18 protein-coding genes are annotated in these 22,457 nt (G+C 61.1%); 5 read left to right on the top strand and 13 right to left on the bottom strand.

The window, feature by feature from the left end:
• Positions 1 to 95: 95 nt before the first annotated feature.
• The gene (locus AC24GY_RS25245; RefSeq protein ID WP_487688753.1) at positions 96 to 269 is read left to right on the top strand and encodes a hypothetical protein; all 174 of its coding nucleotides are present in this window, start codon (positions 96 to 98) and stop codon (positions 267 to 269) included.
• A 172-nt stretch (positions 270 to 441) separates the two neighbouring features.
• On the opposite strand, the gene AC24GY_RS25240 is transcribed toward AC24GY_RS25245, so the two are convergent.
• The 9 genes from AC24GY_RS25240 to AC24GY_RS25200 all read right to left on the bottom strand — a co-directional run bounded on the left by AC24GY_RS25240 (position 442) and on the right by AC24GY_RS25200 (position 13,711).
• Positions 442 to 4,866: a P-loop NTPase fold protein gene (locus AC24GY_RS25240; RefSeq protein WP_487688654.1), complete on the bottom strand. Its 4,425-nt coding sequence runs from the start codon at positions 4,864 to 4,866 to the stop codon at positions 442 to 444.
• Positions 4,867 to 5,208: 342 nt separating this feature from the next.
• Complete coding sequence (locus AC24GY_RS25235; protein WP_487688651.1) at positions 5,209 to 5,649, bottom strand: hypothetical protein; 441 nt, start codon at positions 5,647 to 5,649, stop codon at positions 5,209 to 5,211.
• On the bottom strand, positions 5,646 to 6,194 hold the full coding sequence (locus AC24GY_RS25230) for a Panacea domain-containing protein (protein ID WP_487688648.1): 549 nt from the start codon (positions 6,192 to 6,194) through the stop codon (positions 5,646 to 5,648). The genes AC24GY_RS25235 and AC24GY_RS25230 overlap by 4 nt, the downstream gene beginning before the upstream one ends.
• Positions 6,195 to 6,333: 139 nt before the next feature.
• Positions 6,334 to 6,495, bottom strand: a complete 162-nt coding sequence (locus AC24GY_RS25225; RefSeq protein WP_487688646.1) for a hypothetical protein — start codon at positions 6,493 to 6,495, stop codon at positions 6,334 to 6,336.
• Between the two features lie 17 nt (positions 6,496 to 6,512).
• Positions 6,513 to 7,619 (bottom strand): hypothetical protein, encoded by a 1,107-nt coding sequence (locus AC24GY_RS25220; RefSeq protein WP_487688642.1) that lies wholly within the window; start codon positions 7,617 to 7,619, stop codon positions 6,513 to 6,515.
• Positions 7,620 to 7,705: 86 nt separating this feature from the next.
• Positions 7,706 to 8,878: a hypothetical protein gene (locus AC24GY_RS25215; RefSeq protein ID WP_487688640.1), complete on the bottom strand. Its 1,173-nt coding sequence runs from the start codon at positions 8,876 to 8,878 to the stop codon at positions 7,706 to 7,708.
• A 115-nt stretch (positions 8,879 to 8,993) separates the two neighbouring features.
• On the bottom strand, positions 8,994 to 10,601 hold the full coding sequence (locus tag AC24GY_RS25210; RefSeq protein ID WP_487688637.1) for an MBL fold metallo-hydrolase: 1,608 nt from the start codon (positions 10,599 to 10,601) through the stop codon (positions 8,994 to 8,996).
• A gap of 30 nt (positions 10,602 to 10,631) precedes the next feature.
• Positions 10,632 to 12,557 (bottom strand): hypothetical protein, encoded by a 1,926-nt coding sequence (locus tag AC24GY_RS25205; RefSeq protein ID WP_487688634.1) that lies wholly within the window; start codon positions 12,555 to 12,557, stop codon positions 10,632 to 10,634.
• A gap of 353 nt (positions 12,558 to 12,910) precedes the next feature.
• The gene (locus AC24GY_RS25200; RefSeq protein ID WP_487688631.1) at positions 12,911 to 13,711 is read right to left on the bottom strand and encodes a hypothetical protein; all 801 of its coding nucleotides are present in this window, start codon (positions 13,709 to 13,711) and stop codon (positions 12,911 to 12,913) included.
• A gap of 274 nt (positions 13,712 to 13,985) precedes the next feature.
• Between AC24GY_RS25200 and AC24GY_RS25195 the strand changes: the two genes are divergently transcribed.
• Together AC24GY_RS25195 and AC24GY_RS25190 are read left to right on the top strand one after the other, a co-directional pair.
• Positions 13,986 to 14,423, top strand: a complete 438-nt coding sequence (locus AC24GY_RS25195; RefSeq protein WP_487688629.1) for a hypothetical protein — start codon at positions 13,986 to 13,988, stop codon at positions 14,421 to 14,423.
• Positions 14,424 to 14,596: 173 nt separating this feature from the next.
• Positions 14,597 to 15,034 carry a hypothetical protein gene (locus AC24GY_RS25190; protein WP_487688626.1) on the top strand — a complete coding sequence of 146 codons (438 nt, stop codon included), beginning with the start codon at positions 14,597 to 14,599 and terminating at the stop codon, positions 15,032 to 15,034.
• 478 nt (positions 15,035 to 15,512) lie between these two features.
• Here the strand turns inward: AC24GY_RS25190 and AC24GY_RS25185 are convergent, their stop codons facing one another.
• From AC24GY_RS25185 to AC24GY_RS25175, 3 genes are read right to left on the bottom strand one after another with little or no spacing between them, the layout of a single operon-like run.
• On the bottom strand, positions 15,513 to 16,082 hold the full coding sequence (locus tag AC24GY_RS25185; protein ID WP_487688623.1) for a hypothetical protein: 570 nt from the start codon (positions 16,080 to 16,082) through the stop codon (positions 15,513 to 15,515).
• Positions 16,083 to 16,124: 42 nt separating this feature from the next.
• A complete protein-coding gene (locus tag AC24GY_RS25180) occupies positions 16,125 to 16,877 on the bottom strand; it encodes a class I SAM-dependent methyltransferase (RefSeq protein WP_487688621.1) in 753 nt (250 codons plus the stop codon).
• Complete coding sequence (locus AC24GY_RS25175; protein WP_487688618.1) at positions 16,864 to 17,163, bottom strand: hypothetical protein; 300 nt, start codon at positions 17,161 to 17,163, stop codon at positions 16,864 to 16,866. The genes AC24GY_RS25180 and AC24GY_RS25175 overlap by 14 nt, the downstream gene beginning before the upstream one ends.
• A gap of 465 nt (positions 17,164 to 17,628) precedes the next feature.
• Between AC24GY_RS25175 and AC24GY_RS25170 the strand changes: the two genes are divergently transcribed.
• Positions 17,629 to 18,210, top strand: a complete 582-nt coding sequence (locus tag AC24GY_RS25170) for an REP-associated tyrosine transposase (RefSeq protein WP_487688615.1) — start codon at positions 17,629 to 17,631, stop codon at positions 18,208 to 18,210.
• Positions 18,211 to 19,140: 930 nt separating this feature from the next.
• Here AC24GY_RS25170 and AC24GY_RS25165 read toward each other — a convergent pair.
• Positions 19,141 to 19,785, bottom strand: coding sequence for an SMI1/KNR4 family protein (locus AC24GY_RS25165; RefSeq protein ID WP_487688612.1), 645 nt, complete (start codon positions 19,783 to 19,785; stop codon positions 19,141 to 19,143).
• 383 nt (positions 19,786 to 20,168) lie between these two features.
• Between AC24GY_RS25165 and AC24GY_RS25160 the strand changes: the two genes are divergently transcribed.
• Entirely contained in the window at positions 20,169 to 22,298 is a 2,130-nt protein-coding gene (locus AC24GY_RS25160) for a hypothetical protein (RefSeq protein ID WP_487688610.1), read from the top strand.
• The last annotated feature ends 159 nt before the right edge of the window (positions 22,299 to 22,457 follow it).

Below are 22,457 nucleotides of genomic sequence, written 5' to 3'. Positions count from 1 at the left end.
TCCAAAAAATCATTTTGAATTCCCCTCCGAGTTCTCCACTCCGTCAGGCTGTCTGCTAACAAGTCTTGGGCCCAAATTTCAAACCGCAAGCGAAAATGTTTTTTACCTGCGAAAAAAATCAAAGTACTCTCGATCTTGAGCTCGTTCCGGGTTCCGACCCCGACATCCCCATCGTCGTCATCGAGGCAAAGGACAACAACTACTCCGTGGGCGCGGGCATCCAGCAGGCATTGGGCTATGCCGCCACGCCCGCCAACTTTTTTCCGTAGTCCTTCCAGCAAAAAGCACTCGCAATCTCCTCCCAATTTGCAAGGCAGGCAAGGCGGGCAATGACGTTCGTGGCAGCACTAAAAAAAACCGCGCAAAAGCAGAAGCAATTATTCTTGATGGGCGATATACCCCGTGCATCGAAATCCATCGCACGGGCTGTTCACAGCCGTGTCAGAACGAGTAGCGCGCTACTTTAGGCACCCATGTATCGAGCAGTTCCTCATCTGGCGCAGGCCAGCCCACTATTTCGGGATCGTCCAACGACTGAGTGAATGATGTCATGGCGCTGGCCAGCCTCTGCCAGTCCTCCCTGTCAGTTGTGTCGGCATGTTTTTTGGCAAGGTATACCACGTCCTGTTCCGAGAACTCCCATTGAGTTCGGTTTGATTCCCGCAACCAGAGCAGCCAAGGGCGGGCCAGAGCTGGAAACGCCGAAGTCACGGCCAGCAAAAGCATGGGCACTCGATAGATGCCGGGCGCCTCGGCAGAGCCGAGGTAGTCCCCCCACTCATTCTTTTCCACGCCCACCCTGACAAGGCTATAGGTGTTCGCCAACCGCTTCAGTGCGCGCGGTGTTTGGAACAGTGGCTGGAAAAATTGTACATCATTCACTTCGTGCGCAGTAAGCACCATCCGTTGCGGATCGGTCTGCCGCGTTACACCAGAAGTGGCAGCACCACCAGAAGTGGCAGCGCCACCAGAAGTGGCAGCGCCACCAGAAGTGGCAGCACCACCAGAAGTGGCAGCACCACCAGAAGTCGCGCCACCATCAGGAGTCACAGCATTACTACCAAGAGTCGTAGCACCATCAAGAGGCACGATCACAGATGGGGCTTTCTTCGAGTCTGCCTTCTCGATGGAGAAAAGCTTCTTCACCAGCGCCACATACCCTTTTTGCTCCAGCGCCTGCAAATGAAACGGTACCTGAAATATCTTCTCCAGATAGTCCTGGGGTGTGGCAGGCCGCCCATGTCTGGGGCCTCTCATGGCAGCGTCTGCTTCATCCGCACCGCCTAGCAGGCGCGGATAATGATCCAGCAGGCTCTGCCTCAGCCAGCGTGGATCCACTGCCACCACCACTGCAAAAAGTGGAAACGCCAGCAGCAGATGTACAGCCTCCAGCACTTCGATCACCCGGTCCGCGCGGCACCGATCAAGATCGTCGATGTAAAGCACGATGCGGTCGATCGGTGGCAGTTCAGGCTTGGCTGCTGCCTCCAGACCACTCTTTGCATCACCCCCGCTGGTCTTTACTTCACCTTCACCTTCGCCTGCTTCGGCTTTGGCTCTTTCTTCACTCGCTTCAGTCATCAGATTGCTGAGTTGCTCAAAGTCCCGCCGTACCAGGCTTACCAACCCCAGGTGCCGTCGGTAGTCCTCTCCTGAAGCACGTTCCTTGAGAAAGCGGATCAGTTGACGGCCTGGCGCCAGTTCTGCGATCTCCGCACTGATCGCATTTATTTTCGCCTCAGCCTCGTGTAGCGTATGTCGCGCCGCCTCCTCCGCCTGCTGCTTCTCCGCCAGTGCTTTTTGCGCCGCTATTGTATCGCGGTCCTCAGCCTCGCGATTGGCGCGCGCCCGCTTCACCTTTTCATAGGCATTCTCCAGCTTGCTGACCAGTGCGCCGCCTGACTTGACCTGGACCGAAATCCAGGTCGAAACCGCCATCAGTGCCGCCAGCACCTGCGCAACCATACGCCCGGCTTCATCCAGAAGACCTTTGAGCATGGCAGAATCCATCAACCAGGACACCACAAAGGGCACCGCCAGAGCCACCATCAGCAACAGCCCACGCCACCACCATCCGCGTCCCGTGACCACCGCCAGCACTATCGCCTTGAAGCGCCCACCCAGAGAGCGTACCTCCGCCGCGCGCGCCTCCAGTTCGGCAAAGGATTTTTCCACCTCAGGCAGTCCCAGACCCTTGGCCACTCCATGCAGTTCCTTGAGCACGGTTTGATCGTTTTTCAGCAGGTTTTTAAGTGTGTCCAGCATGCCGCTGACCTTGTCTTCTTCTTCCTGCCTTTTCTGCACCGCCACGCGCAGGTCGTCCGCCGCCTTCTGCCGTGCTTTTTCCGCCGTCTTCAGCTCCTCGTCCGCCGCGGCTTTCAGCGCGCTTTGCGCGGCCAGCGCATCCTTCAAATTTTCCACCTGCTGCTTCTTTTCCGCACTGGCATCTTTGTTCAGCTTCGCAAACAGTTGGTCGAAAATTTCGCAGACCAGGTTCGCCCACAGATTCGCGTCCAGATAGTGCCACGCATTGAACCGGATCTGCACGATCTGCTCATGAAAAGCCTTGCCCTGACCACCACCGGTGAGCGTGCGGAGATGTTCGTCCAGCAGATCAATGAAATGCGACTTCCCTGCGCCCCACGCACCGAACAGGCCGATGGAAAGCGGCATCGCAGTGTCCTTGGCTGCAATGAGCTGCGCCAGATGCCTGGCATAATCCCTGACCCCCAGCGCATCTTCCAGCAAAGCATTCGGCGCTCGTCGCCCATAGGCGGCACGATCAGGGGCGAAGTTCGAGTAGTTGCTCTGGTGGGGCGCTTCATTCTTCGCGGGTCGCACGTTTCTTTTCCTGATCGCCTCACGGTAGGTCTTCAAGAAATCCTCCAGCATGCTCGCAGACCTGCGAGTCTCGCTTTTCTCCCTCGCCTCTTGCAGTGCTCGGTTCACATCTGCTGCCACAAATTGGGCAAGCAGGATCGAAAAGCCTTTGGCCGCATTCACATTCGCGTCCTGCACTTCGCGGATGATCAGCGCCACTACCCCCGCCACTCCAGGATTGAGGGCCAGCGCCCTGGCCGCCACCGACCCCATCTCGGGGTCTGCCAGAGCGTAGAGTGCATCATAGGCCAGAGTCTTTCCTTGAACTGACCGTCCGAGAAGAGCGCATACATTCTCGGCAAGCGCCGGAATGGAAATCACACGCAGAACCCGAAGAACATGCCATATCTCCTCAAACTTGGCCGAGTTCATCTTTCTCCTGAACTCATCATGGAGCCGCTCATCACCAGGCGATGAGATTGCGGCCGCCAGCGCGGCCACTTCAGGCATGCCATCGTCTGCGCACATCTCCACAGCCTCAGCCAGATAGGATGCCTCTACGCGATACAAACCTGCCAGGGTCCAAAACCTCACATTCCTGTCGTTTTCATGCTCGCTTTGCAAATGCTTGCGGATGCATCTGCGGCTGCTTTCTCCTTCCGCATCCACTCTGATGAGCAGGCTCAGCATCCATGACCGGATCGTGGGCATCTTTTTTGGATCACGTGCTGCCATTGAGAACTCTGCTTCAGCTTGCGGACTGAAACGTCCTTCGATCTCCACGCGCAAATGATGCGCCAGTTCAATCTTTTGCTCGGGGTCCAAGCCATAGCTCTGGCCCAGCGCCGCAGAACGCTGCTCCTCATTTCCATCAATCATCGCCCTGATGATGACGTCACTCTCCTCACTGCGGGGGGGCTCTTCATCCTGACGTTCACCCGTAGAACTGACAGGTGCTCCTTCGCTGCGCCCTCCCTGCGTCTCCACTGCACGTGAGGGGACATGCTCGTGAACGATTGCGCCCAGCTTTTGTAGGCTCGCTCTGTCGTGGGTGGTGACCAATATCCGGTTTTGTCGTGCCAGATCGGAGATCTCAGCCCGGCTGCTCTCATCAAGATTCGGCTCATCAAATATCAGCAATACCTTCCGGTCAGCGAGAAACAATTTCAGCTTCTTATCGTCTAAGCCTGGTGCTTCAGGTAGGCCCTCACCCAGAATTTGCCGCACTTGCTCCAGCAACGCCCCCTTGCTTCCTGGTGTCGGGATGTAGTAGATCCCATCAGGAAACCTGTGCTTTACCTGAGCATCATGGGCGAGTGTGAGTGCCAGCGTCGATTTATCGATGCCACGCCTACCGTGGATTCCCACAATGTTTGAACCGGCAAAGGTAATCAGTTTCTGCTTGATCTCTTCAAATTCCGCGGGGTTGCTCAGTTCATCGATTGGAACCGCCTCACGCTCAGTGCCGAAAACACGTCCCACCTCGCGGCTCGCTTTCGCGGGCGGACCTTGGGTGGATTTAGCCTGCGATGGCCGCTGCGACTGCGGTAAACGCACCTGTGGCGCGGGTGGCGGCAGTGGCCGCTGCGGTGGCAGGCTCTTCACAATCTTGCCCACCACCAGAAGGAGGTCAGCCAGTTCTACGACCCACCCACTCTCAGGCAGACCTTCCAACGGATGCGCATTCCGCGGAAATATTTGAATGCTGGCAAGCCATGGCACGTCGTGCCATGCGCATGGACTTATCAGCACTGGGAGCACGGGTTTGCCTCGGTTCAGGAAATGAGGAGCCTCGACCTCGGTGATGAATGTCGATTTAAGCGATTCAGCACTGACCAGAAGCAGCGCCATCTGAGCATCCTCCATGGCTTGCTCTGACACATCCTGCCATTTATCACCGGGGTTGATGCTAAGTTCATCCCAAAGGCGAATTGTGCCATTGACGACCAGCGTGTTGAGACACTCAACAATGCGATCTCGCCAGATGCGATCAGCTCGACTGTAGCTGATGTAAACGAGCGGAGGTAAAGGTGCGGACGTCGGCATAAGTTTTCAAAAAAGTGGTTGGGCGTCTTTGCCAGGTGCCCGGCTGCCACCGGAGCTCAAAGGCAGAATCAATCATGCTGGAGATGTGGGTGCCATGTCGTGAAATTCCTACGGAGAGATTTCATTCATGCGAAGGCAGCGTCTCGTTTCAAGCTGAAGGTTTAATGCTATTCAGTTGCCCGCATGTATTGCCGTTTATATGAATTGATATCTCAAATAATCACAACCCATGAGCAATTTCAGCATTGCCGCCTACCCCGGAGCTCAAGGACAAGCCTGCGTCGATTTCAGCCGAACGCATCATCCTGCATGGCGCGTCTCGCTCAATCCGCCCAAATTCGACTACGTCCGCCTCGGCGGCGGATTGGCCGCTGCCCGCGTCCAGGCATGATACTTCTCTTTCACGATCTGCGGTGTGAAGGATGACTTCATCATGCCGTCTTGAATTTTTTTGAGAACTGCTGCGGAGAATCGCGGCTGACGAACGACGGTTCCTGCGGCTTCCCCTTGTTGCAGGGCGCTCAGAGAAACCACTTTGGCATCACTGAACAAAGCACAGGATTCATGCTTGATGAAAGGGTGGTCCCCATCATCCAGCACCAGAGTCTGCTCCACGCCTCGGCGCTTGGTGGTGAAATTGACCACGATGCATTGCGCCGTTGCCTTGTCTGAGGCTAGCACCACGGTATGGAGATGCGGGATGTTGTCCTTGCCGCGTGGAAGCATGAACGCATCACCGGCTTTGCCGAGAGCAGAGCCTGATGCCGCATTCCCAAGGTTCATGCGACTGGCTCAAGGACTCTTTCACTGTGCGCTACGGCATCCAGCTCACACAACACCGCTTTGATGTCTTCATCAGACCATTTCTCAGCACGCAGAATGTCCTCCGGACTGATGGGGAACATCGACTGCCCCGGATCACGCCACTCAGGCAGCGTGTGGACCATCTCCACCAGCTTCCATTTTCCTACAGCGCCAAATTTGCGATGCACCTGCTTCAGCAGCTTCACCTCAGCCTCGGACAGGCGGTCCTGAGGTGGTTCAGCGACTTTGAGCCTGACATCGTAGTCGGTCGCCTTGCTGACCAGCTGCCTCCATTCACCCGGCGGATGCTGTTTGATGAGGTTGAGCGTGTTGCTGAGCACGGGCCCGTTCTTCATCGACACCCAGCGGTCACATGTCACTGGTCTGCCCCAGGTCACTAGGGCATGACGATCCGCCAGATACAGCAGTTTGATGAGCTTCATGTAGCTCATCTGACCGCCCGCCATCTGGAGCAAGAGCGCAGCTGCCTGCGCAGTCTTGGCTTCTTTAAAAGGAGGCATCATGGATGATTTTTGGGCTCGTGGGTAGGTACTATGGGGCCAATTGCCAATAAGCAAATACAAACAACAAGCCGAGCGAGTGATAAAGCCCAGCGGAGCGCTATGGTCGATGACGAGCAAGAGCTGGCGGGACGAGCCCCCCTCACCCCCTCCGGTGCATCTCCAGCACCCTCATCCGCACATCATCCGCAATATCATCCGGCGTCGCGTAGGGCAGGGGGGCGAAGGCGGCGGGGCGTTGTTCCAAGGGGATGTCGTAGAGCTTCGCGATCTCATCCAGCGCCTTCAGGCGCAGCGGCGGCATGGGCGCTGCCTGTTGCCTCACTTCGCACTCTCTTTTCCCGCGTCGCGGATATCAGGCTTCGGGGCGGCACTGGCGGGTGGAGGTGGCGCAGGGGGATTCTGTTTCTTCTCCCATTCCAGGCGCTCCTTGATGCTCAGAAACCTCTCCTTGGAAAACTCGGGGTGCATTTTGCCGCCGGAGTCATCGATCCCGCCGCGAAACAATTCCACGGCCCGGGTGTAGAATTCCACGTTGATCCAGCGCAGTGACCACCAGGCCGTTGAGGCATTGGTGGTGGTGAGCAGCCATTCCGGGTGCTTGTCCACGATGGCCACGCCTTGCTCCAGGAGCTGGGACGCATCTTGTTTCCCATCTTCCAGAATTTTTTCCCGGTAGGAGGAGATGACGGTATAGGCTATCTGCTCCCGGCAATACAGTTCTTTGGCCAGGCAGTACGCATACCCTGCGGCCAGCAGCACGACTGCGAGCAGGCAGCGCGGGATCGACCCCCACCGCTTGTGCCTGAGGCCAAACAGGCATGAGATCACGGCCACAGCGGTCAGCAGCTTGATGTCCCCGGCAAACCCGGCCCACTCGCCCGCATCGCGTTCCCAGTAGTAGGTGCCGATGCTGTGGTTCTCCTCGGCTTCACGCCGGAGGTCCTGCTCATGGTCGTGAAACCTGCGATACAAGTCGCCGGGGTACTTGATGCCAGGCTCCTTGGCCAGGACTTGCAGAAATAGTTCAGGATCCACCATGCGCTGGTATAGGTGGCTGGGCATGGTGGTCAGCTGCGGCGGCAGCACGTTGTAAGAGGCGAAGCGCAGCACCGAAAAGACATTCAGTGCCGCCAGCACGAGCATCAGCAGGACCAAGGCCGGAAACAGCTTGGAGCCAAAGAGGTTCGACTCCTCCAAAAACTTGGCCAGTGCCGCCACCCCTTCTTTCGTGCGGTCCACCGGCATGCGCAGGCTCGGAATTTTCACGCGCCCCACATACCACGCCACGGCCACACACAGCAGCAGCAGCATGCCATTGGGAAAAACAAATCCCCAGGCATCATGAAAGGTTTGCTGAAACCCTGCAAAGCTGAATCCGCTGCTGGCTTCGGCAAACCGTGGGTGAAATGCGGTGGCGGGTGTCATAAAGGATGGGTTTCCTGGGGCATGTTCTGATCTCCCTCAAATCTTTGCTGCATCGGCCCGCCAGACTGGAGGGGCTGCTGATGGCGCTAGGCGGGGCAGGGCACCACCAGGTCAACGATGGCTCTTGGGGCGAATTTGTAGAAACCTTTGTCTTCCATGAGGTCCTTCTCTCCGTCCATGACCTGAATCTTGTAATACGTGCCTGCTTTCACCGTGTAGCCGGCCGTTGGCGGGAAGCGGTCTTTGATCGACATGAAAAGATCGCCCAAAGCAGGAGTCTTGCCGGAGATGGTGCCTGCGGTGGCCGCCGGTGGCGGACTGGGGAGCTTGCTCGCATCGGTGATCTCTTCAATGTTCACTTTGATGTTGTGCGTGGCGCCGTTGAAGCGGGTCAGACGGATCGACACCCAGGCCTGGTCCGCCCCGGGCGGGGGCGGCGAACTGTCGCGCTCCTGCTTGCTGCGGAAGCCGAGGGCCGCCATCATGTTGAAGACTCCGGCGCTCCCTCCTGCCAGAACCGTGGCGCTGATGAACATCGAGGCCCAGCTGGCAAAGCCCGTCACGGTCGCGTTTCCGGCCGGAGTCGCATTGTAGATGGCGATCAGCTGCGCCACGATGTCGAGGTCAAAACCCCAGACCAGAATCAGAGCGGCGAAGAACATGATGACTGGCCGCCATGCCCGCCGGTTCAAGAAGGCCAGAAACACCGACCAGGTAAACAGCAGGGCCAGCCCGCTTTCCAGCAGCACCGCCACCACGAAGATCTTCGTCAGCGCCGCCAGGGAGGCCTGGTAGATCCTGTCATTTCCCAAGGTGAGGGGATTGTCTGTGGCGGAGCCGGTGCCCAGCAGGCTGTTGAGCGTGTTTTCCGCCGCAATCTGCGCGTTCTGCGCGGCATCGGCTGCCAGCGTCTTTTCCTCAGCCGCTTTCTGAAATGCCAGCTGGCTGAGCGCCGCCGCCGGCAGTGCTTGCTGTGCGGCCGCCTTGGCCGCTGCATCGGTGCTCCTGGTCGCAGCCTCCTCCAGTGCCTTGATCTTTTCAGCACCCGCGTCGCGCGCCGCTATGGCGTCCGTTTTGGCTTTCAGAGCGGCGGTGAGGGCGGCGTTTTTCTCAGACAGGTCTTTCTTCGCCGCCGTGACCGCCCCCTGCAGGGCGCCCTTGGCGGCCTCGGAGAGCCCGCTGGTCGCTGGCGTCGTTTCAGCATGGCCGGGCAGGGAAAGGCAGCACAGCGTGCAGAGCAGGAGGAGGTGCAGTTTCATGGCGTTTCTTCTGGGCTTGGAGGGCGTCAGGCAGCGTGGGAGCGCAGGCACGGGTTGTGGTAGGATATGTTGAGGTGTGGTGAAATGTGGTGGGACGTCCCGGCGGCTGGCTGCTTCAGGAGAGCGTGTAGTCGATGTAGAGCGATTGGGCGCCGGGGTCGATGGTGACCGGGGCCGCCGCCTGGGACTGCCGCCACTGCGCCCATTCCGCCGCCGTGGCCGTGTCCTTGAAGTTCGCCTCCACGTCTTTGTGCTCGGCGTTTTTGGGGTCGTCCGCCCAGCCGATGTCAGACCGCGCCACGCGGCCCTGGCACTTTTCCAGCAGGCGCCGGTACAGGGCCTTGGCAGGCATTTTCCACGTGCCTTTCGGGCTGCGCTTCAGCGCCACCTTGCGGTCCACCGGGATGAAGGCCACCAGCTCATTCTCGCTGGTCATCATTTCCAGGCCCTTGGCTTTGGCCGTGGCGTTGTGGCTGGAGTGGTGGCCCACTTTGTAAAACACCGTTTTGTTCAGCAGCTTCTCCGCAGTGGTGGTGTGCGTGGCGCCGTTCTGCACATAGCTGAAGGGCACCTTCGGCTCGTGCCAGGAGAGCCAGTGCCCCTCCTGCGCATCTGCTGGAAAGAGCAGCACTTTGCCATCGCTGATGCGCTCGATCGCCAGGGCCAGGCTGGTGTTGTTTGTTATGTCATCCAGCTGCAGCGCCAGGTCAGCGCTGCCGTAGAGCCATTCCATGTCCACCCGCCGCCATTGGTTTTCTGCTTTGAAGTACTCCGCGTATCCCGCGCTCACCACGGGGTCCGTTTCATCGCGGCGGAAGCGTGCGTCAAAGGGCATCACCGTGTCGTCCTGAGCCGTCGTGGCGTCAGGCAGGTCTGCGGCCGCCGCCCTGAGGCTGGCGGAGATGCCGTAGATCTCGGAGCTGCCGTCCTCCCCCATGTCCTTCAGGCTGGCCAGGTCACGCGGCGGCCCCAGCACGTAGAAGCGGAAGCCCGGCAGCCACGCGGGCTCGATGGCGCGTCCGCCGGGGCTGAGGTAGTCGGCTTTCACCTCCTCGCCGGATTTGGTGCGCTGGCCCGTGCGCACAAAGGTCATGCCATCATCCACGGTCTTGGCCAGCTTCTTGGCCGCAGCAGCGCCCAGGATTTCATCCGCGCTGCCGGTGAATCCCAGCAGGGATTTCATCGCATCGCCAATGGCCGCTGCCTGGGACCCCGCGGCAGCATTTTGGGAGAGAGCCTTCACCGCCAGTGCCACGGCCCGGCCCAGGTCTCCTTTGCGCTTTTCCAGATCCTGCGCGTCCTTGTCAGCGGGGTTCTCCGTCCACGCCAGCCACACATTTTCCACGGAGATCTCCTGAAACTCCTTCTTCAGCGTGTGAAAGCCGCTCACGTGATCCTGATGCTCATGCGTGGCGATGAGCAGGTGAATGTGGTCTTTCGTGGTGGCGCGGATGTGCGCCACGATGTCCTTCATCTCGTTGCCCGTCGTTTCAGCCCCCAGGCTCCCGCAGTCGATGAGCATGTGCACCTCATTCCCATCGGGATCAAAGGTCAGCAGGAAGCAGTCCCCCAGACCCTGCCGGTACATGCGCACGCGCACCGGCGTGTGTTTGCCTGTGTCTTTCTTGCTCGCAGCTTTCTTGGCCACAGCTTTCTTGGCAGCCTTTGGTGCAGCCTTCCTGGCTGCTTTCTTCGGGGCGGACTTGGCGGATTTGGTGGGCATGGGAGGACTCCGGTTGGCAGAATGATGAAGTTAGCAGCGGTGGATCGCGGCGATGGGTTCAGCCTCGGAACCCAGCCCGTGGCCAAAGTAGGTGTAGCGCAGGCTGCCGGCGTCAGACTCCGCAAAGCTGCGCTGGCGGTCAGAGCGCGCACCGCTCGCCAGCGATTTGCGCACGCAGTATTTGATGGTGACCGCCCGCAGGTTGACCGTGTCCTCCCGCAGATCCACCACCAGCGTGCTGCCTCCCTCAAAGAGGTGCTCGGCCCCAGTGCGCTGGTCGGGGTCCACGGGCTCCTTCCGGTATTGGTAGAGCCCGATGATGAGCTGCGGCAAGGTGCCGCCATCCGGATTGATGCGGAAGGCAAAGCGCGCCGTCCGCACTTCAAAGCCCGGCAGGCTCAGGTCGATGCCCAGATAGGCCGCGTCCGCCCTTCCATCCGCCCCATTTTGAAAGTGGTGCTTCAGCATCTCATGGATCTTGGCCCGCATGCGCACCTCAAGACCAAAGAGCTCCTTCCGGGACTTCACATAAATGCTGTCCGAAAACTCCTCGCGAAACTTCAACAGCACGCTGTCCAGTTTCTTGGAGGCATAGTCTCCCGAGTGCGGCCCCCGCCAGCGCAGGCTTTCCACGCTCAGCGTACGCACGCTGCGCGGGTAGATGCCCCGCCGGCGGAAGGCCTGGATGAAGGCGATCCGGTACCCCAGGTCATCATCCGCCACCACATCCAGGTCCGCCGTGATCACCGCGCGCAAAAACTCGCCAAAGGTGATGTCCACCGGCGGGCAGTAGTCGATCGCGCGCACGCACATCGTCAGCACATGGCTCGCAGACTTGGCCGCCTCATCGGCCAGCCGCTGCGCCAGGTCCGGATGGATCGCGCCAGGCTTCAAGATGCCGCTGCCGCCCGTGGCGATGCGCAGCAGATCGGCCGTGCGGCGGTTGTAGATGGAAAGGAACGCGTCAAACACCGCCGCCACCAGCAGCGCCCCGCGGTTGTGCGGTTCCTGAAAGTCAGGGTTCGTCGTGTTCAGGTAGTCGGCGGGATTCGGCGGCTGGCCGATGAATTTGCGCAGCGCGCCACGGTTGCCAATGCTGCGGCCAAACTGGCCCGCCAGCTCGCTCAGCAGGCTGTCCTTCAGCGCTATCTCACCACGCGTGGCCATGATCTGGTGGCGCAGGATCTCCGGAAAGGTGAAGTGCTGAAACACCGCCACGATGTCTGCAAACGCCTCATGAAAGGCATGCACATCAGGGTTGCTCGGATTGAGGAAATTGCGGTTCATCCCGTCCAGCAGCGCATGCGTCGTCTCATGCGCCACGATGTCATGAGACAGGCAGCTGAAGACCATGCTGCCTCCCATGTGGTCGCTGGGGTCATCGCTGGAAGCTTTGAAATACCCAAACAGCAGCGCCACCCGCTGCGGCGTGTAGTAGGCATTGCGCTCCCGCAGCGCATGCGGGTAGATGCGCAGCCGCTGGCAGAACTGCTTGTCATCGAACTCGTTGTCCGGATTGGGCACATGCCGCCACAGCGTGCGCCGCCCCAGCGCATGCTCAAAGTTGTGGATCGTCAGGCTCGCCACCGCATACACCATCTGCTGGTGAAACTGCGGCGTGCCCTCGCTGGGAGGGAAGCCGCCCTGCGCGAGCAGCCGCGGGTGGTCCAGATCCACCGGCTCGTAGTAGCAGCGGCTCGCCGGATCCACATCGATCACCTCCACATACTCCCCGCAGGGCCCGCGCTGCAGCTCCTCCCACGGCACATGAAAGGTCACATGGCTCACCAGCCGCGTGTCCAGGTGCGTCTCCAGGCTTGGATCAATCGTGTAGCCCTGCAGGCTGCGGTACGGCGGCTTTGGCGGCGAAAAGGGCTCCCGGGGCGCCTTCCCTGGCTCCGGCAGTTTAGGCTTTCCATCTTGGGTCTCTGCACTAGGAGCTGAATTGCTATTCATGACATGATGAAGAGGTAAATGTGGAATCAGACTGCTTCATACCTTTAAATAAAAAGCTGACAAAGTAACCGGGGTGTTTTGATAAAAAAACTTTCACTGGCAAAAGTCAATGAAACATCCTGCAACAAATCATTCCAGCAGCTGCGCTCAATTGCGGAATGCACCGGAAACTATCATTAATAAAACCACCAGCCGAAGGTGCTCGCTCATGCCCCAAAATTAAGACCACGAACTCCAGCCCGGCACCACCACCCTCCTGCATGCCCTCCTGCCATGGCATGCGCTGATCCCCCTCCTCGCGCGGTGCAGATCCAGCCGCGCAGCAGGCCGGGCACGAAAAAGCTCCGCGCTCATCATTCCCCCCTCCGGTGCATCTCCAGCACCCTCATCCTCACATCATCCGCGATGTCATCCGGCGTCGCGTAGGGCAGGGGAGCAAAAGCCGCAGGTCGTTGTTCCAGCGTGATGTCGTAGAGCTTCGCGATCTGATCCAGCGCCTTCAGGCGCACCGACAGCATGGGCGGGGACGAAGCCCCCGGCGGATCAGCGTCCTCATCCGCGTCCGCCATCGACATCACATCCGGAAACGTCGCCTCCACCGTCTGCCACAGCGCCGCGCCGATGTGCTCGCGGATCGACGTGAAATCCAGCTCCGACTGCGGAGCCAGCGCGGCGCGTGCCGCACGGCTTTGCAGCCACAGCTCACGCACCGCCTCCACCCCCAGGCCCAGCACCCGCGCCACGTCCAGCAGCGGCAGCCCCTGGCGCACATGCAGCTCAAAGACCACCTGCGGCTCCGTCAGCCCCAGCGCCCGCGCCCGCGCCAGCCACAGTCGCAAACACGCAGGAACCCCCGTCGCTCCCGCACCCACACTCCCGCCCGCAGCACCCACCCCCGAAGCCGTTGCCGTGGCCGTTGCCCCGGCACCCGCTTGCCCCAGCCCCGCCGCATTCGCCTCCGCTGCAGCAGACGAGCAGGCCGTGAAGGACTCATCCTCCCGCCCCGCCGCATCCGCCGCCGTCACCTGCTCCTCACCCATCACCCGATCCGCAGCTCCCAAGCCCGCGCCCTCCGCCCCCTTCTTCGGCGACTTCCCACGCCTGCGCGTCACGCCCCCGCCTGAGCGGGCTTTTGCAGAAGAAGAAAGAGCCATGGTCTGGGAAAGTGTGGGTGTGGTATGATCTGGTAGCCGAAGAAACATGCCACGGACTACCATAACCGATTGGGTCCCACTTTCGAAAGTTCAACCGATTTGTTCAAACAACTGCAAAAGATGCGCCGCCAGGGCGGGGGAGCGAGCCACCCATGTCCTGGCCTCACCCCTGCTCCCGCCAATTTTCAATTCTCAGTTTTCAGTTCCCAGTTTACAATCCCCCCGCCCGCCGGCCACGCTCAGCGCACCCACGCCACACCACCACCCCACTCGCATGAAAAAATCGACCTTCCGCTCGACCTCCCTTTTCATCCTCCTCGTCGTCACCGTCCCCGCCGCGTTCGTTTACCTCGCCGCCAAACTGCACGCCGACCGCCAGTTGCAGGTATATGAAGAAAGCGTCAGCCAGGATGGCAAGACCGCCATCGCCCACGTCGTGAAGCTGAACGAGCTGCGCCTCACCATGCCCGGCAAGACCCCGCAGGAAATCGCCGCCCTCGTCTTCCCGCCGCTCCCCGCCGGCTTCATCCTGCGCCCCGTCACCACCGCCGAGCGCGAAAAATTCCCCGCCTTGAAAGACTCCGACTACCTCGTGCAGCAGTCCGGCCCGCCCCACCTCCTCATCCCCAGCGCCGCCCCGCCCCTGCACCTCGATCTCACCACCGCCGCCGCCCCAGCATCAGCGCCCGCCGCCCCGCCCACACCACGCTGAATTGATGAGGTGGGCGCTAAGCACCATGCCTAGCACGTCCTGCATCAGCCACCCTGGACATACATCTGGACACCCCATGCCATGCAGTTAAAATCAGCCGTCCATACGCCTAGGATCAGTCCTCAGGCAGGCGGTCTTCTTTCTTCCGCCCCTTCATCCTGCACCCACACCCCATGAAACACCTCCTCGCATCCCTCGGCCTCTTCCTCGCCATCACCGCCACCACACACGCCCGCATTGGCGAGACCCTCGCCGAGCTCAAAGCCCGCTACGGCGAAGGCAAATCCGTCTCCCCCCGCATGGCCAACACCGAGCAGTACGAGTGGACAAAAGACGGCTACATCATCCAGGCCAGCCTGCGCAACAACATCACCGTCCTCGAGTTCTTCCACCGCACCGACACCCTGATGACCGATGACGACATCAAGGCCCTGCTCAAAGTCTACCGCAAAGACGTCCGCTTCTCCTGGTCCACCCGCGACAATTGCTTCAAGAGCAGCGACAAAAAACTCATGGCCGGCCGCCAGGAAGGCCACGACGACTGGATCTACGTCCGCGACATCTCCGCCACCGAAGCCCTCAGCGGCAAAGACAAAGCGAAGAACCTCTGAGCCGTGGAGCGCATCACGCGCCCCTCGTCAGCCGCCAGAGTGGTTCAACCACGGAACACACAGAATACACGGAACCTGAGTTTGAATCTGATTCCGTGTATTCCGTGGTCAAAATTCAGATCTTAACCACTGACATGACACTGATAATGAATCCGGATTTTCTGACTGCCTTGATCAGCTCTTCTTAACATCTCATCAGCGGTTGAGACCTCTGTCCCGTTCCCCACTCCATCACTCCCGTACCGCAAACACCGCGTACATCCGCCGCCAGGAAAAAGGGGGGCAGTGTGCAAAAACTTGACAAAATGCACCGATGCACTCACACGCGGAAATTCGCCGGGAAAAATGGGGTCAGTGTGCAAAAACTTGACAAAATGCACCGATGCTCTCACACGCGGAAATTCGCCTGCCAAGGCGCGCCATCCCCGTGAGGAGCAGCATCAGCGGGGCGTGCGGTTTCATGGGCGCAGGTTTCGTTTCAGGCTCGTGTGGCTCTCCGCGCCGCAAGCCTGCGCCGCACATAAACATCCCCCAGCGAAAGGACAACGGAAAGCAAGAGCGCGCCGGCCATCACCGCAGTGTTCGCCCCTGCGATGTCATGATCGTACAGGTAGCTTTGAAACGTGGGCCACCGGCTGGTGATGCGCTGGCCCTCCAGCAGCCCCGGGCATGCCTGATGGATGATCCAGCTCCGGGCCACGTCCTGCCCCAGCCACAGCAGCGGCATCCACACCAGCATGGCGGCGTAGCCTGGCCACCATCGCCACATGAACGCCGCCACCAGCACGCACAGCAGCAGGGCCCCGCCGCTGCAGATCCCCTGCGCAAAATCTCGTGTGATGAAATACCACGGCGGAGCATCCCCCGGGCTTCCCCCGTGCAGCCCCAGCCACTGCATCACCGGCTCTTGACACGCATGCGCAGCGTAGAGCGACACCATGAGGACGCTGAAGAAAATGAGCATCCCCGCACGCTCAAACTTCCACACGGCTGAAGGACTTTCCGGCGCAGGTGTCGGTGGTGATGTTGGTGATGGTGCTGGATTCATGGGGGTTTTGGGTGGAAGAAATTTTGTAGCAGGACGAACACCTCACATCAGTCGCAGCCGCGCCAGATAGTGCCCATCGTCCTCGCGCGCCAGCACTTCGGCGTACCAGCCGTGGCCCCGCGCCAGATCGCGCAGGCTGTCGAAGTCCAGGTGCAGCCAGTCAAACGCCTCGCCGCGCCAGCCTTGATGCTCGATGCAGAAACGCATCTGCCCCGGAGGGCGGCCCTCGCGCAGGTTCCTCTCCTGATAAGCCAGGTGCACCGGGTTCAGCGTCTGCCGCACATCCAGCGAGTCGCATAAAATCTGCCCGTCCTTCGCCAGAAGCTTCCGCGCATTCTTAAAGAACGCCGCCGCACCCCCCACCGTGCCCACCATCCCAAAGCCGTTCATCAGCATGAGGAGCGTGTCGAACGGTCCTCCCGCCAGCGTCAACACACTCCCCGTCCGCGTCTTGATCACGCCACGCTCAGACAAAACACCCGCCAGCTCAGGCTCCAGCTCCAGCGCGGTCACGTCATGGCCCTGCTGCTGCAAAAACAGCGCATGACGCCCCGCACCCGCGCCCACATCGAGAATGCTTCCGCAGCAGCGCTCCATGGCCAGCTGCTCCAGCGGACTGAAGGGCGGCCCCGCAAAAGCCGCCGCCACGGGCACCGCTGCCTGGAAGCCATCGTCGCGGAGGATCGTGTACGTCGCCTTCACATCGCCCCGCCAGCACTCCAGCATGGCACGGGCGTACGGGCTGCCTCCGCCTGCGCCCGCCGGGTGCGGCGCCTGATCGTTACACAGGGGCATCTGCACCTCCGTGGTTGGACTTCGCCTTGCCTGCCTTCGTCCTGTCAGGGCGGCGGAACATCCCACGCACGAACGCCACCACCTCACCCAGTCCCTCCAGCAGAGACAGCACCATATTCCCCAGCAGCAATCCGATGAAGGCGGAAAACGGCAGCCCGGCTCCCTCCCAAAAATAGAAATACAGAAATCCCGGCAGCGCGATCACCGCTTCAAGGATCAGCATGAACGCGATAAACATCAGCACGGAGCAATCCTTGCGGCGCTTGATGACGGCCTGAGTCAGCATGGTCGGAAAAAGGGCAGGGGATGGGTTGTGAAGCCGGACGTCATAGCTCAGGCGACAGCTTGTGTGAAGCCTTCGATGTCGCACACATGCCATACACGCCTTGGCCTGCATCCGTTTTGTTCAGGCACCTCATCACTGGGAGCGCCGACATGCTGTCGGCTCCGGCGAGCGTCCCCGCCACACCGCCCTCACCCAAAGCCCCGCGCAAACACAGCACTCATCACTGGGAGCGCCGACATGCTGTCGGCTCCGTCGCGCGTCCCCGCCACACCGCCCTCACCCAAAGCCCCGCGAAACCACAGCGCTCCCTCCTGCGGCGGAGCCACACCCAGAGCCGACAAAATGTCGGCGCTCCCAGTACAGACTCCAGCACCGCGCCGCACGGCGCTCCCAGTGTAGAACGGGCACCATGAAAGAAGCACCAAAGCCAGTTGAAACCCCTTCCTCAAGCGGCATCCATGGCCGATGCTTCTTGGATCTCATCGTGGCTGGCACTCCCGCGATTACCTGCCGCATTTGGATCAGCCCGGCTTGATCCAGGCGGTCACCTTTCGTCTCGCCGATGCGCTGCCCGCCGAGAAGCTTCAGCGCTGGGAGCTGGAGCTGGCGCATGAAACCGACCTCGTGCGTGATTTGGAAAAGAAGCGTCGCATGGAGGCCTGGATCGATGCCGGGCATGGCGCCTGCTGGCTGCGTGAGGATGCGATGGCACACATCGTCGAAGACGCCCTCCTGCATTTCGACCCTGCACGCTACCGGCTGCTCGCGTGGTCCATCATGCCCAATCATGTGCATGTCCTGATTGAAACGCAGGAGGGCTGGCCGCTGGGCGGCATCGTGCAATCATGGAAGACGTGGACCGCCAGGCAAATCAATGCCCATCTCAGACGCACCGGCACCGTCTGGCAGCGCGACTATCATGACCGCTACATTCGAGATGCGGAGCATCTGGCGAACGTGACGCGGTACATCGAACAAAACCCCGTGAAAGCAGGGCTGTGTGCGGAAGCCAAAGCATGGCGGTGGAGCAGCGCGGGCAGGAAATAAGGCCCTCGTTTGGAGGAACGCAGCGCCAGGCAAAGCTCATGGCTGAGCGCCCCTCATCACTGGGAGCGCCGACATGCTGTCGGCTCCGGCGAACGTCCCCGCCACACCGCCTTCACACAAAGCCCCGCGCAAACACAGCACTCATCACTGGGAGCGCCGACATGCTGTCGGCTCCGTCGCGCGTCCCCGCCACACCGCCCTCACCCAAAGCCCCGCGAAACCACAGCACTCATCACTGGGAGCGCCGACATGCTGTCGGCCCCGGCGAACGTCCCTGCCACACCGCCCTCACCCAAAGCCCCGCGAAACCACAGCACTCATCACTGGGAGCGCCGACATGCTGTCGGCTCCGTCGCGCGTCCCTGCCACACCGCCTTCACCCAAAGCCCCGCGAAACCACAGCACTCATCACTGGGAGCGCCGACATGCTGTCGGCCCCGGCGAACGTCCCCGCCACACCGCCCTCACCCAAAGCCCCGCGCAAACACAGCGCTCATCACTGGGAGCGCCGACATGCTGTCGGCTCTGGCGAACGTCCCCGCCACACCGCCCTCACCCAAAGCCCCGCGCAAACACAGCACTCATCACTGGGAGCGCCGACATGCTGTCGGCTCCGGCGAGCGTCCCCGCCACACCGCCCTCACCCAAAGCCCCGCGAAACCACAGCACTCATCACTGGGAGCGCCGACATGCTGTCGGCTTCCGGCGAACGTCCCCGCCACACCGACCCCGCCCGAAGCCCCGCGCAAACACAGCGCTCATCACTGGGAGCGCCGACATGCTGTCGGCTCCGGCGAACGTCCCCGCCACACCGCCTTCACCCAAAGCCCCGCGAAAACACAGCGCTCCCTCCTGCGGCGGAGCGGCACCCAGAGCCGACAAAATGTCGGCGCTCCCAGCACACACCCCGCACACCCACGTTCCCTCCCCCTACCTCACCCACTTCCCCATCTCCTCATCCAGCCACCCGCGATACCACATATAAAAACTCACCCTCTCCCCTCCACGCGTTTGCAGCGGCGAGAGCCCCTCATCATCCGCGCGCCGGTCCTCCCACACATGGCCCGCCTCCGGGCCGGACACGATGAGCCACTGGCGCAGCGCGCAGCCCAGATGGCAGATCGGGATGGCCCCGTCCAGCGGCGCAAAGTAGCGTTCCTCAAACGCCGCCCGCTGCCGCTCATACGCCGCCTCGTCCGTTTCAGAAAGCGCATCCTCCGGCATGCCCGACAGATCATTCCACGCCGCCGCGTGAGGGAAGGGGACCCGCAAGGTGCCCACGAAACCATCCCCCTCCTGCCACGCGCGGAAATCAAACCCCTCATCGCACTCGCCCAGGTCAAACACCCCATAGCCCGGCCCCGCGCCGCCCTTTCCCACGCACATGAGAAACGCCCGGTACTCCTCCGGCAGCCGCACCCCATGCGCCCTCTCAAACTCCAGCACCTCCGCCTCCGTCATCACCGCACTGCACTCATACTCCGCCTCATCACTCTCAAAGGCCATGGGCACCGAGGCACGCAGCGTCGCGAGGTCACGCACGATCTGCGCATAAGATTCGGGAGTCGGCGTCATAAGTCAGCGAAAGTGGCGGAGGCAGGCGAAAATGACAGGCGAAAAAAATCGCACCCACCCATCGCACCTGGGACGCGGGGGATCATCCCTCACCCGCACACTCCCGCCGCACAGCCGGGCCCGCACCCCGTGCTCCGCGATTCCTTGGATCACCACACGCGCCCATTTCCTCGGCGCACCCGCATGCATCACCGTCAGCACCCTGCGCCTCTGCGTGGGTCACTTTCATCACCGGCTTGTGAAAAATGACTTGGAATGCCGTGGTTTATTCTTAAATAATCTCACGTGACATCCTGATCACCCACGCAAGGCGCTCCCTCCCCGGCACTGCATGCGCGGCTGCGCCTGTGCGCCCCCACCCACCCCCAAAAAAACTGTGTGCTATGAAAGTCAAAATCTCTGAGGACAAGATCTGGAAGGCGCTGGGCCCGCTCACCGCAGAGCAGGGCGGCCCGGTCATGAGGGCGGACCCGCGCACCGAGCAGGGGCTGGAGCCTCTGCTCAAGTTTGAGGTCTCATTCAAAGAGAGCCTCATGGAGCGGAAAAAATGCAAGCAGATCAGCGCCATCCTGGTGGCCGCCGCCGCCGCAGACCCGGAGCCGGTGCCAGACTGGGAGGGGCTCAAGGCGCTGCGGGATCACCTGCTGCACGCGCCGCCGGAGCGCGCGGCCCAGATGCTCCAGAACATGCAGCAGAATCCCGGCACCATCCATCAGATCGTCGGCCAGAGCCTGAAGGAGCTGCGGCCCGGGCTGGAGCCAGAGCCACACGTGTCCTTCGACTGCATCGACATCCGCCCGGCAGAGGCCCGCAATCTGGAGGTGAGCCCGCAGACGATGCAGAGTCTGCACTGCGCCCAGGCGGTGAATGCCGCCGTGAAGTCCGTCATCACTGACGGCGCGCCCAACCAGGCCCCGGACGTGCTTCGCACCTCCGGCAGAAACGTCCTGCTCTACAACAAACGCGAAGAACTCTTCAATGTGGCCAAGTCAGAGGACAATGACCTCAACGGCCAGCACCTCGGTCCAAAATACTACAGCCGCTACAAGCAGCTCGTCGCAGTGGACCATGAGCGGAAGCAAAAAAGCGGCATCGACGTGGAGGAAATGCTCCACTATGGCGAGGACAGCTCCAGCGTCCTCACAGACTGCTACAAATCCGCCGCCACAGGCACGGGCAAGTGCGCCGAGCATGCCTACACGAGCTTTGCACTGCTCACAGACCCGCAGTCACTGCAGAGCCTGGGCGTGGACATCCCGGATGGCAGCCTCATCATCCTCGCCTGTGGCAACCAGATCGACCACACCTACGTCTTCATCGCCGAGCCAGATGCGGTGACGATCTCCGATGAAAGAGACCGCAGGGTGCAGGTGAATGACCCGCGCAAAGTCGTCGTGGTGGACCCCTGGATGCCCGTGCCCTGCGCGCACACGCTGGACCGCAGCACCGCAGACATTCAGCAAAATCCCGTGTGCAAGCTCGTCGTGGCCAAGCAAGCAGACGGCATGAAGCTGCAGGACCGCCATGGGCGGGAGACAGCGCTGCCCCCGCCGCCACAGCCCGTGCTGGAGATGCTGGAGAGCTTCCAGGAAAATCACCGCGCGCAGGTGCTCCAGCACGCGCAGGAAAAGGAGTACCTCTCCCCCGATGAGCAGGCCAATCTCGTGCTGGGAGTCGGGGAGGTGGTGCGCAGTTCCATCATCGGCTTCAACTCCCGCCCCCCGTTCTACCGCAGCTCACACATGAGCACGCACACCCCGCTGGACACCTACCACTGCGGCGGCCCTTCTGTCAGCTTCTTCACCGCCGACCCCTCCCGCCACGCCCAGGCCCTGCAGTCCATCCAGACCTCCAATCAGCAGGACCCCGTGGACGTCCTGCTGGACGAAGACCATCTGCGGCTGCTCAAAACGGACCCTGCGGCCCAGAAAGCCTACCCCCACCTGGGCACCTTTTTCAGCGACCCGGATTATGCACAAAGGGTGCCGCAGAGGCGCACCACGCTGCCACCCCATGGCTCCCAGAACATCATCATCATGGAGCACCCGCAGCCACCCCCAGGCTCCCAGAACATCATCATCATGGAGCACCCGCAGCCACCCCCAGGCTCCCAGAACATCATCATCATGGAGCAGCAGCCGCCCCCAGGCTCCCAGAACATCATCATGGAGCAGCAGCCGCCGCCCCCAGGCTCTCAGAACATCATCATCATGGAGCACCCGCAGCCGCCCCCAGGCTCCCAGAACATCATCATGGAGCACCCGCAGCCGCCCCCAGGCTCTCAGAACATCATCATGGAGCAGCAGCCGCCGCCCCCAGGCTCCCAGAACATCATCATCATGGAGCAGCAGCCGCCGCCGCCCGCACCGCCAAAGGCAAAGAAAACCCTCCGTGAGGACCCTGAAATGAGATCCACCATGGAAAACGTGGAAAAAAGAAGCAGCAGGCAGCGCCAGCCCCTGTCAAAGCCCGAAACATCCAGCTCCTCCATCCGGGGAAAATTCAACAAATGACTGCGGAGCGGTGTGCAAATTTCCGGCAAAAAATCCTGGCCCTGCCATCCCGCAAAAAAAAAACACCCGCCACGCGCCGCCAGCGTGCTCCCGCCGAAACGCCCGCCGCGTGTAATACCACAAGACATTGAAAACGGGTCTATTTCGGAGCCGATGAAA

It is taken from the genome of Prosthecobacter sp. Pr1, from assembly GCF_057652315.1.
Note: the sequence above shows the minus strand (reverse complement) of the source record. Positions and strands in the feature narration are given on the sequence as shown.

What these genes read in the sequence shown, in the direction of transcription:
- AC24GY_RS25165 (WP_487688612.1), bottom strand. Translation starts at nt 19,785, where the DNA reads ATGACGCCGACTCCCGAATCTTATGCGCAGATCGTGCGTGACCTCGCG.
- AC24GY_RS25175 (WP_487688618.1), bottom strand. Translation starts at nt 17,163, where the DNA reads ATGCTGACTCAGGCCGTCATCAAGCGCCGCAAGGATTGCTCCGTGCTG.
- AC24GY_RS25170 (WP_487688615.1), top strand. Translation starts at nt 17,629, where the DNA reads ATGCTTCTTGGATCTCATCGTGGCTGGCACTCCCGCGATTACCTGCCG.
- AC24GY_RS25240 (WP_487688654.1), bottom strand. Translation starts at nt 4,866, where the DNA reads ATGCCGACGTCCGCACCTTTACCTCCGCTCGTTTACATCAGCTACAGT.
- AC24GY_RS25195 (WP_487688629.1), top strand. Translation starts at nt 13,986, where the DNA reads ATGAAAAAATCGACCTTCCGCTCGACCTCCCTTTTCATCCTCCTCGTC.
- AC24GY_RS25215 (WP_487688640.1), bottom strand. Translation starts at nt 8,878, where the DNA reads ATGAAACTGCACCTCCTCCTGCTCTGCACGCTGTGCTGCCTTTCCCTG.
- AC24GY_RS25190 (WP_487688626.1), top strand. Translation starts at nt 14,597, where the DNA reads ATGAAACACCTCCTCGCATCCCTCGGCCTCTTCCTCGCCATCACCGCC.
- AC24GY_RS25230 (WP_487688648.1), bottom strand. Translation starts at nt 6,194, where the DNA reads ATGATGCCTCCTTTTAAAGAAGCCAAGACTGCGCAGGCAGCTGCGCTC.
- AC24GY_RS25245 (WP_487688753.1), top strand. Translation starts at nt 96, where the DNA reads ATGTTTTTTACCTGCGAAAAAAATCAAAGTACTCTCGATCTTGAGCTC.
- AC24GY_RS25235 (WP_487688651.1), bottom strand. Translation starts at nt 5,649, where the DNA reads ATGAACCTTGGGAATGCGGCATCAGGCTCTGCTCTCGGCAAAGCCGGT.
- AC24GY_RS25210 (WP_487688637.1), bottom strand. Translation starts at nt 10,601, where the DNA reads ATGCCCACCAAATCCGCCAAGTCCGCCCCGAAGAAAGCAGCCAGGAAG.
- AC24GY_RS25225 (WP_487688646.1), bottom strand. Translation starts at nt 6,495, where the DNA reads ATGCCGCCGCTGCGCCTGAAGGCGCTGGATGAGATCGCGAAGCTCTAC.
- AC24GY_RS25185 (WP_487688623.1), bottom strand. Translation starts at nt 16,082, where the DNA reads ATGAATCCAGCACCATCACCAACATCACCACCGACACCTGCGCCGGAA.
- AC24GY_RS25220 (WP_487688642.1), bottom strand. Translation starts at nt 7,619, where the DNA reads ATGACACCCGCCACCGCATTTCACCCACGGTTTGCCGAAGCCAGCAGC.
- AC24GY_RS25180 (WP_487688621.1), bottom strand. Translation starts at nt 16,877, where the DNA reads ATGCCCCTGTGTAACGATCAGGCGCCGCACCCGGCGGGCGCAGGCGGA.
- AC24GY_RS25160 (WP_487688610.1), top strand. Translation starts at nt 20,169, where the DNA reads ATGAAAGTCAAAATCTCTGAGGACAAGATCTGGAAGGCGCTGGGCCCG.
- AC24GY_RS25200 (WP_487688631.1), bottom strand. Translation starts at nt 13,711, where the DNA reads ATGGCTCTTTCTTCTTCTGCAAAAGCCCGCTCAGGCGGGGGCGTGACG.
- AC24GY_RS25205 (WP_487688634.1), bottom strand. Translation starts at nt 12,557, where the DNA reads ATGAATAGCAATTCAGCTCCTAGTGCAGAGACCCAAGATGGAAAGCCT.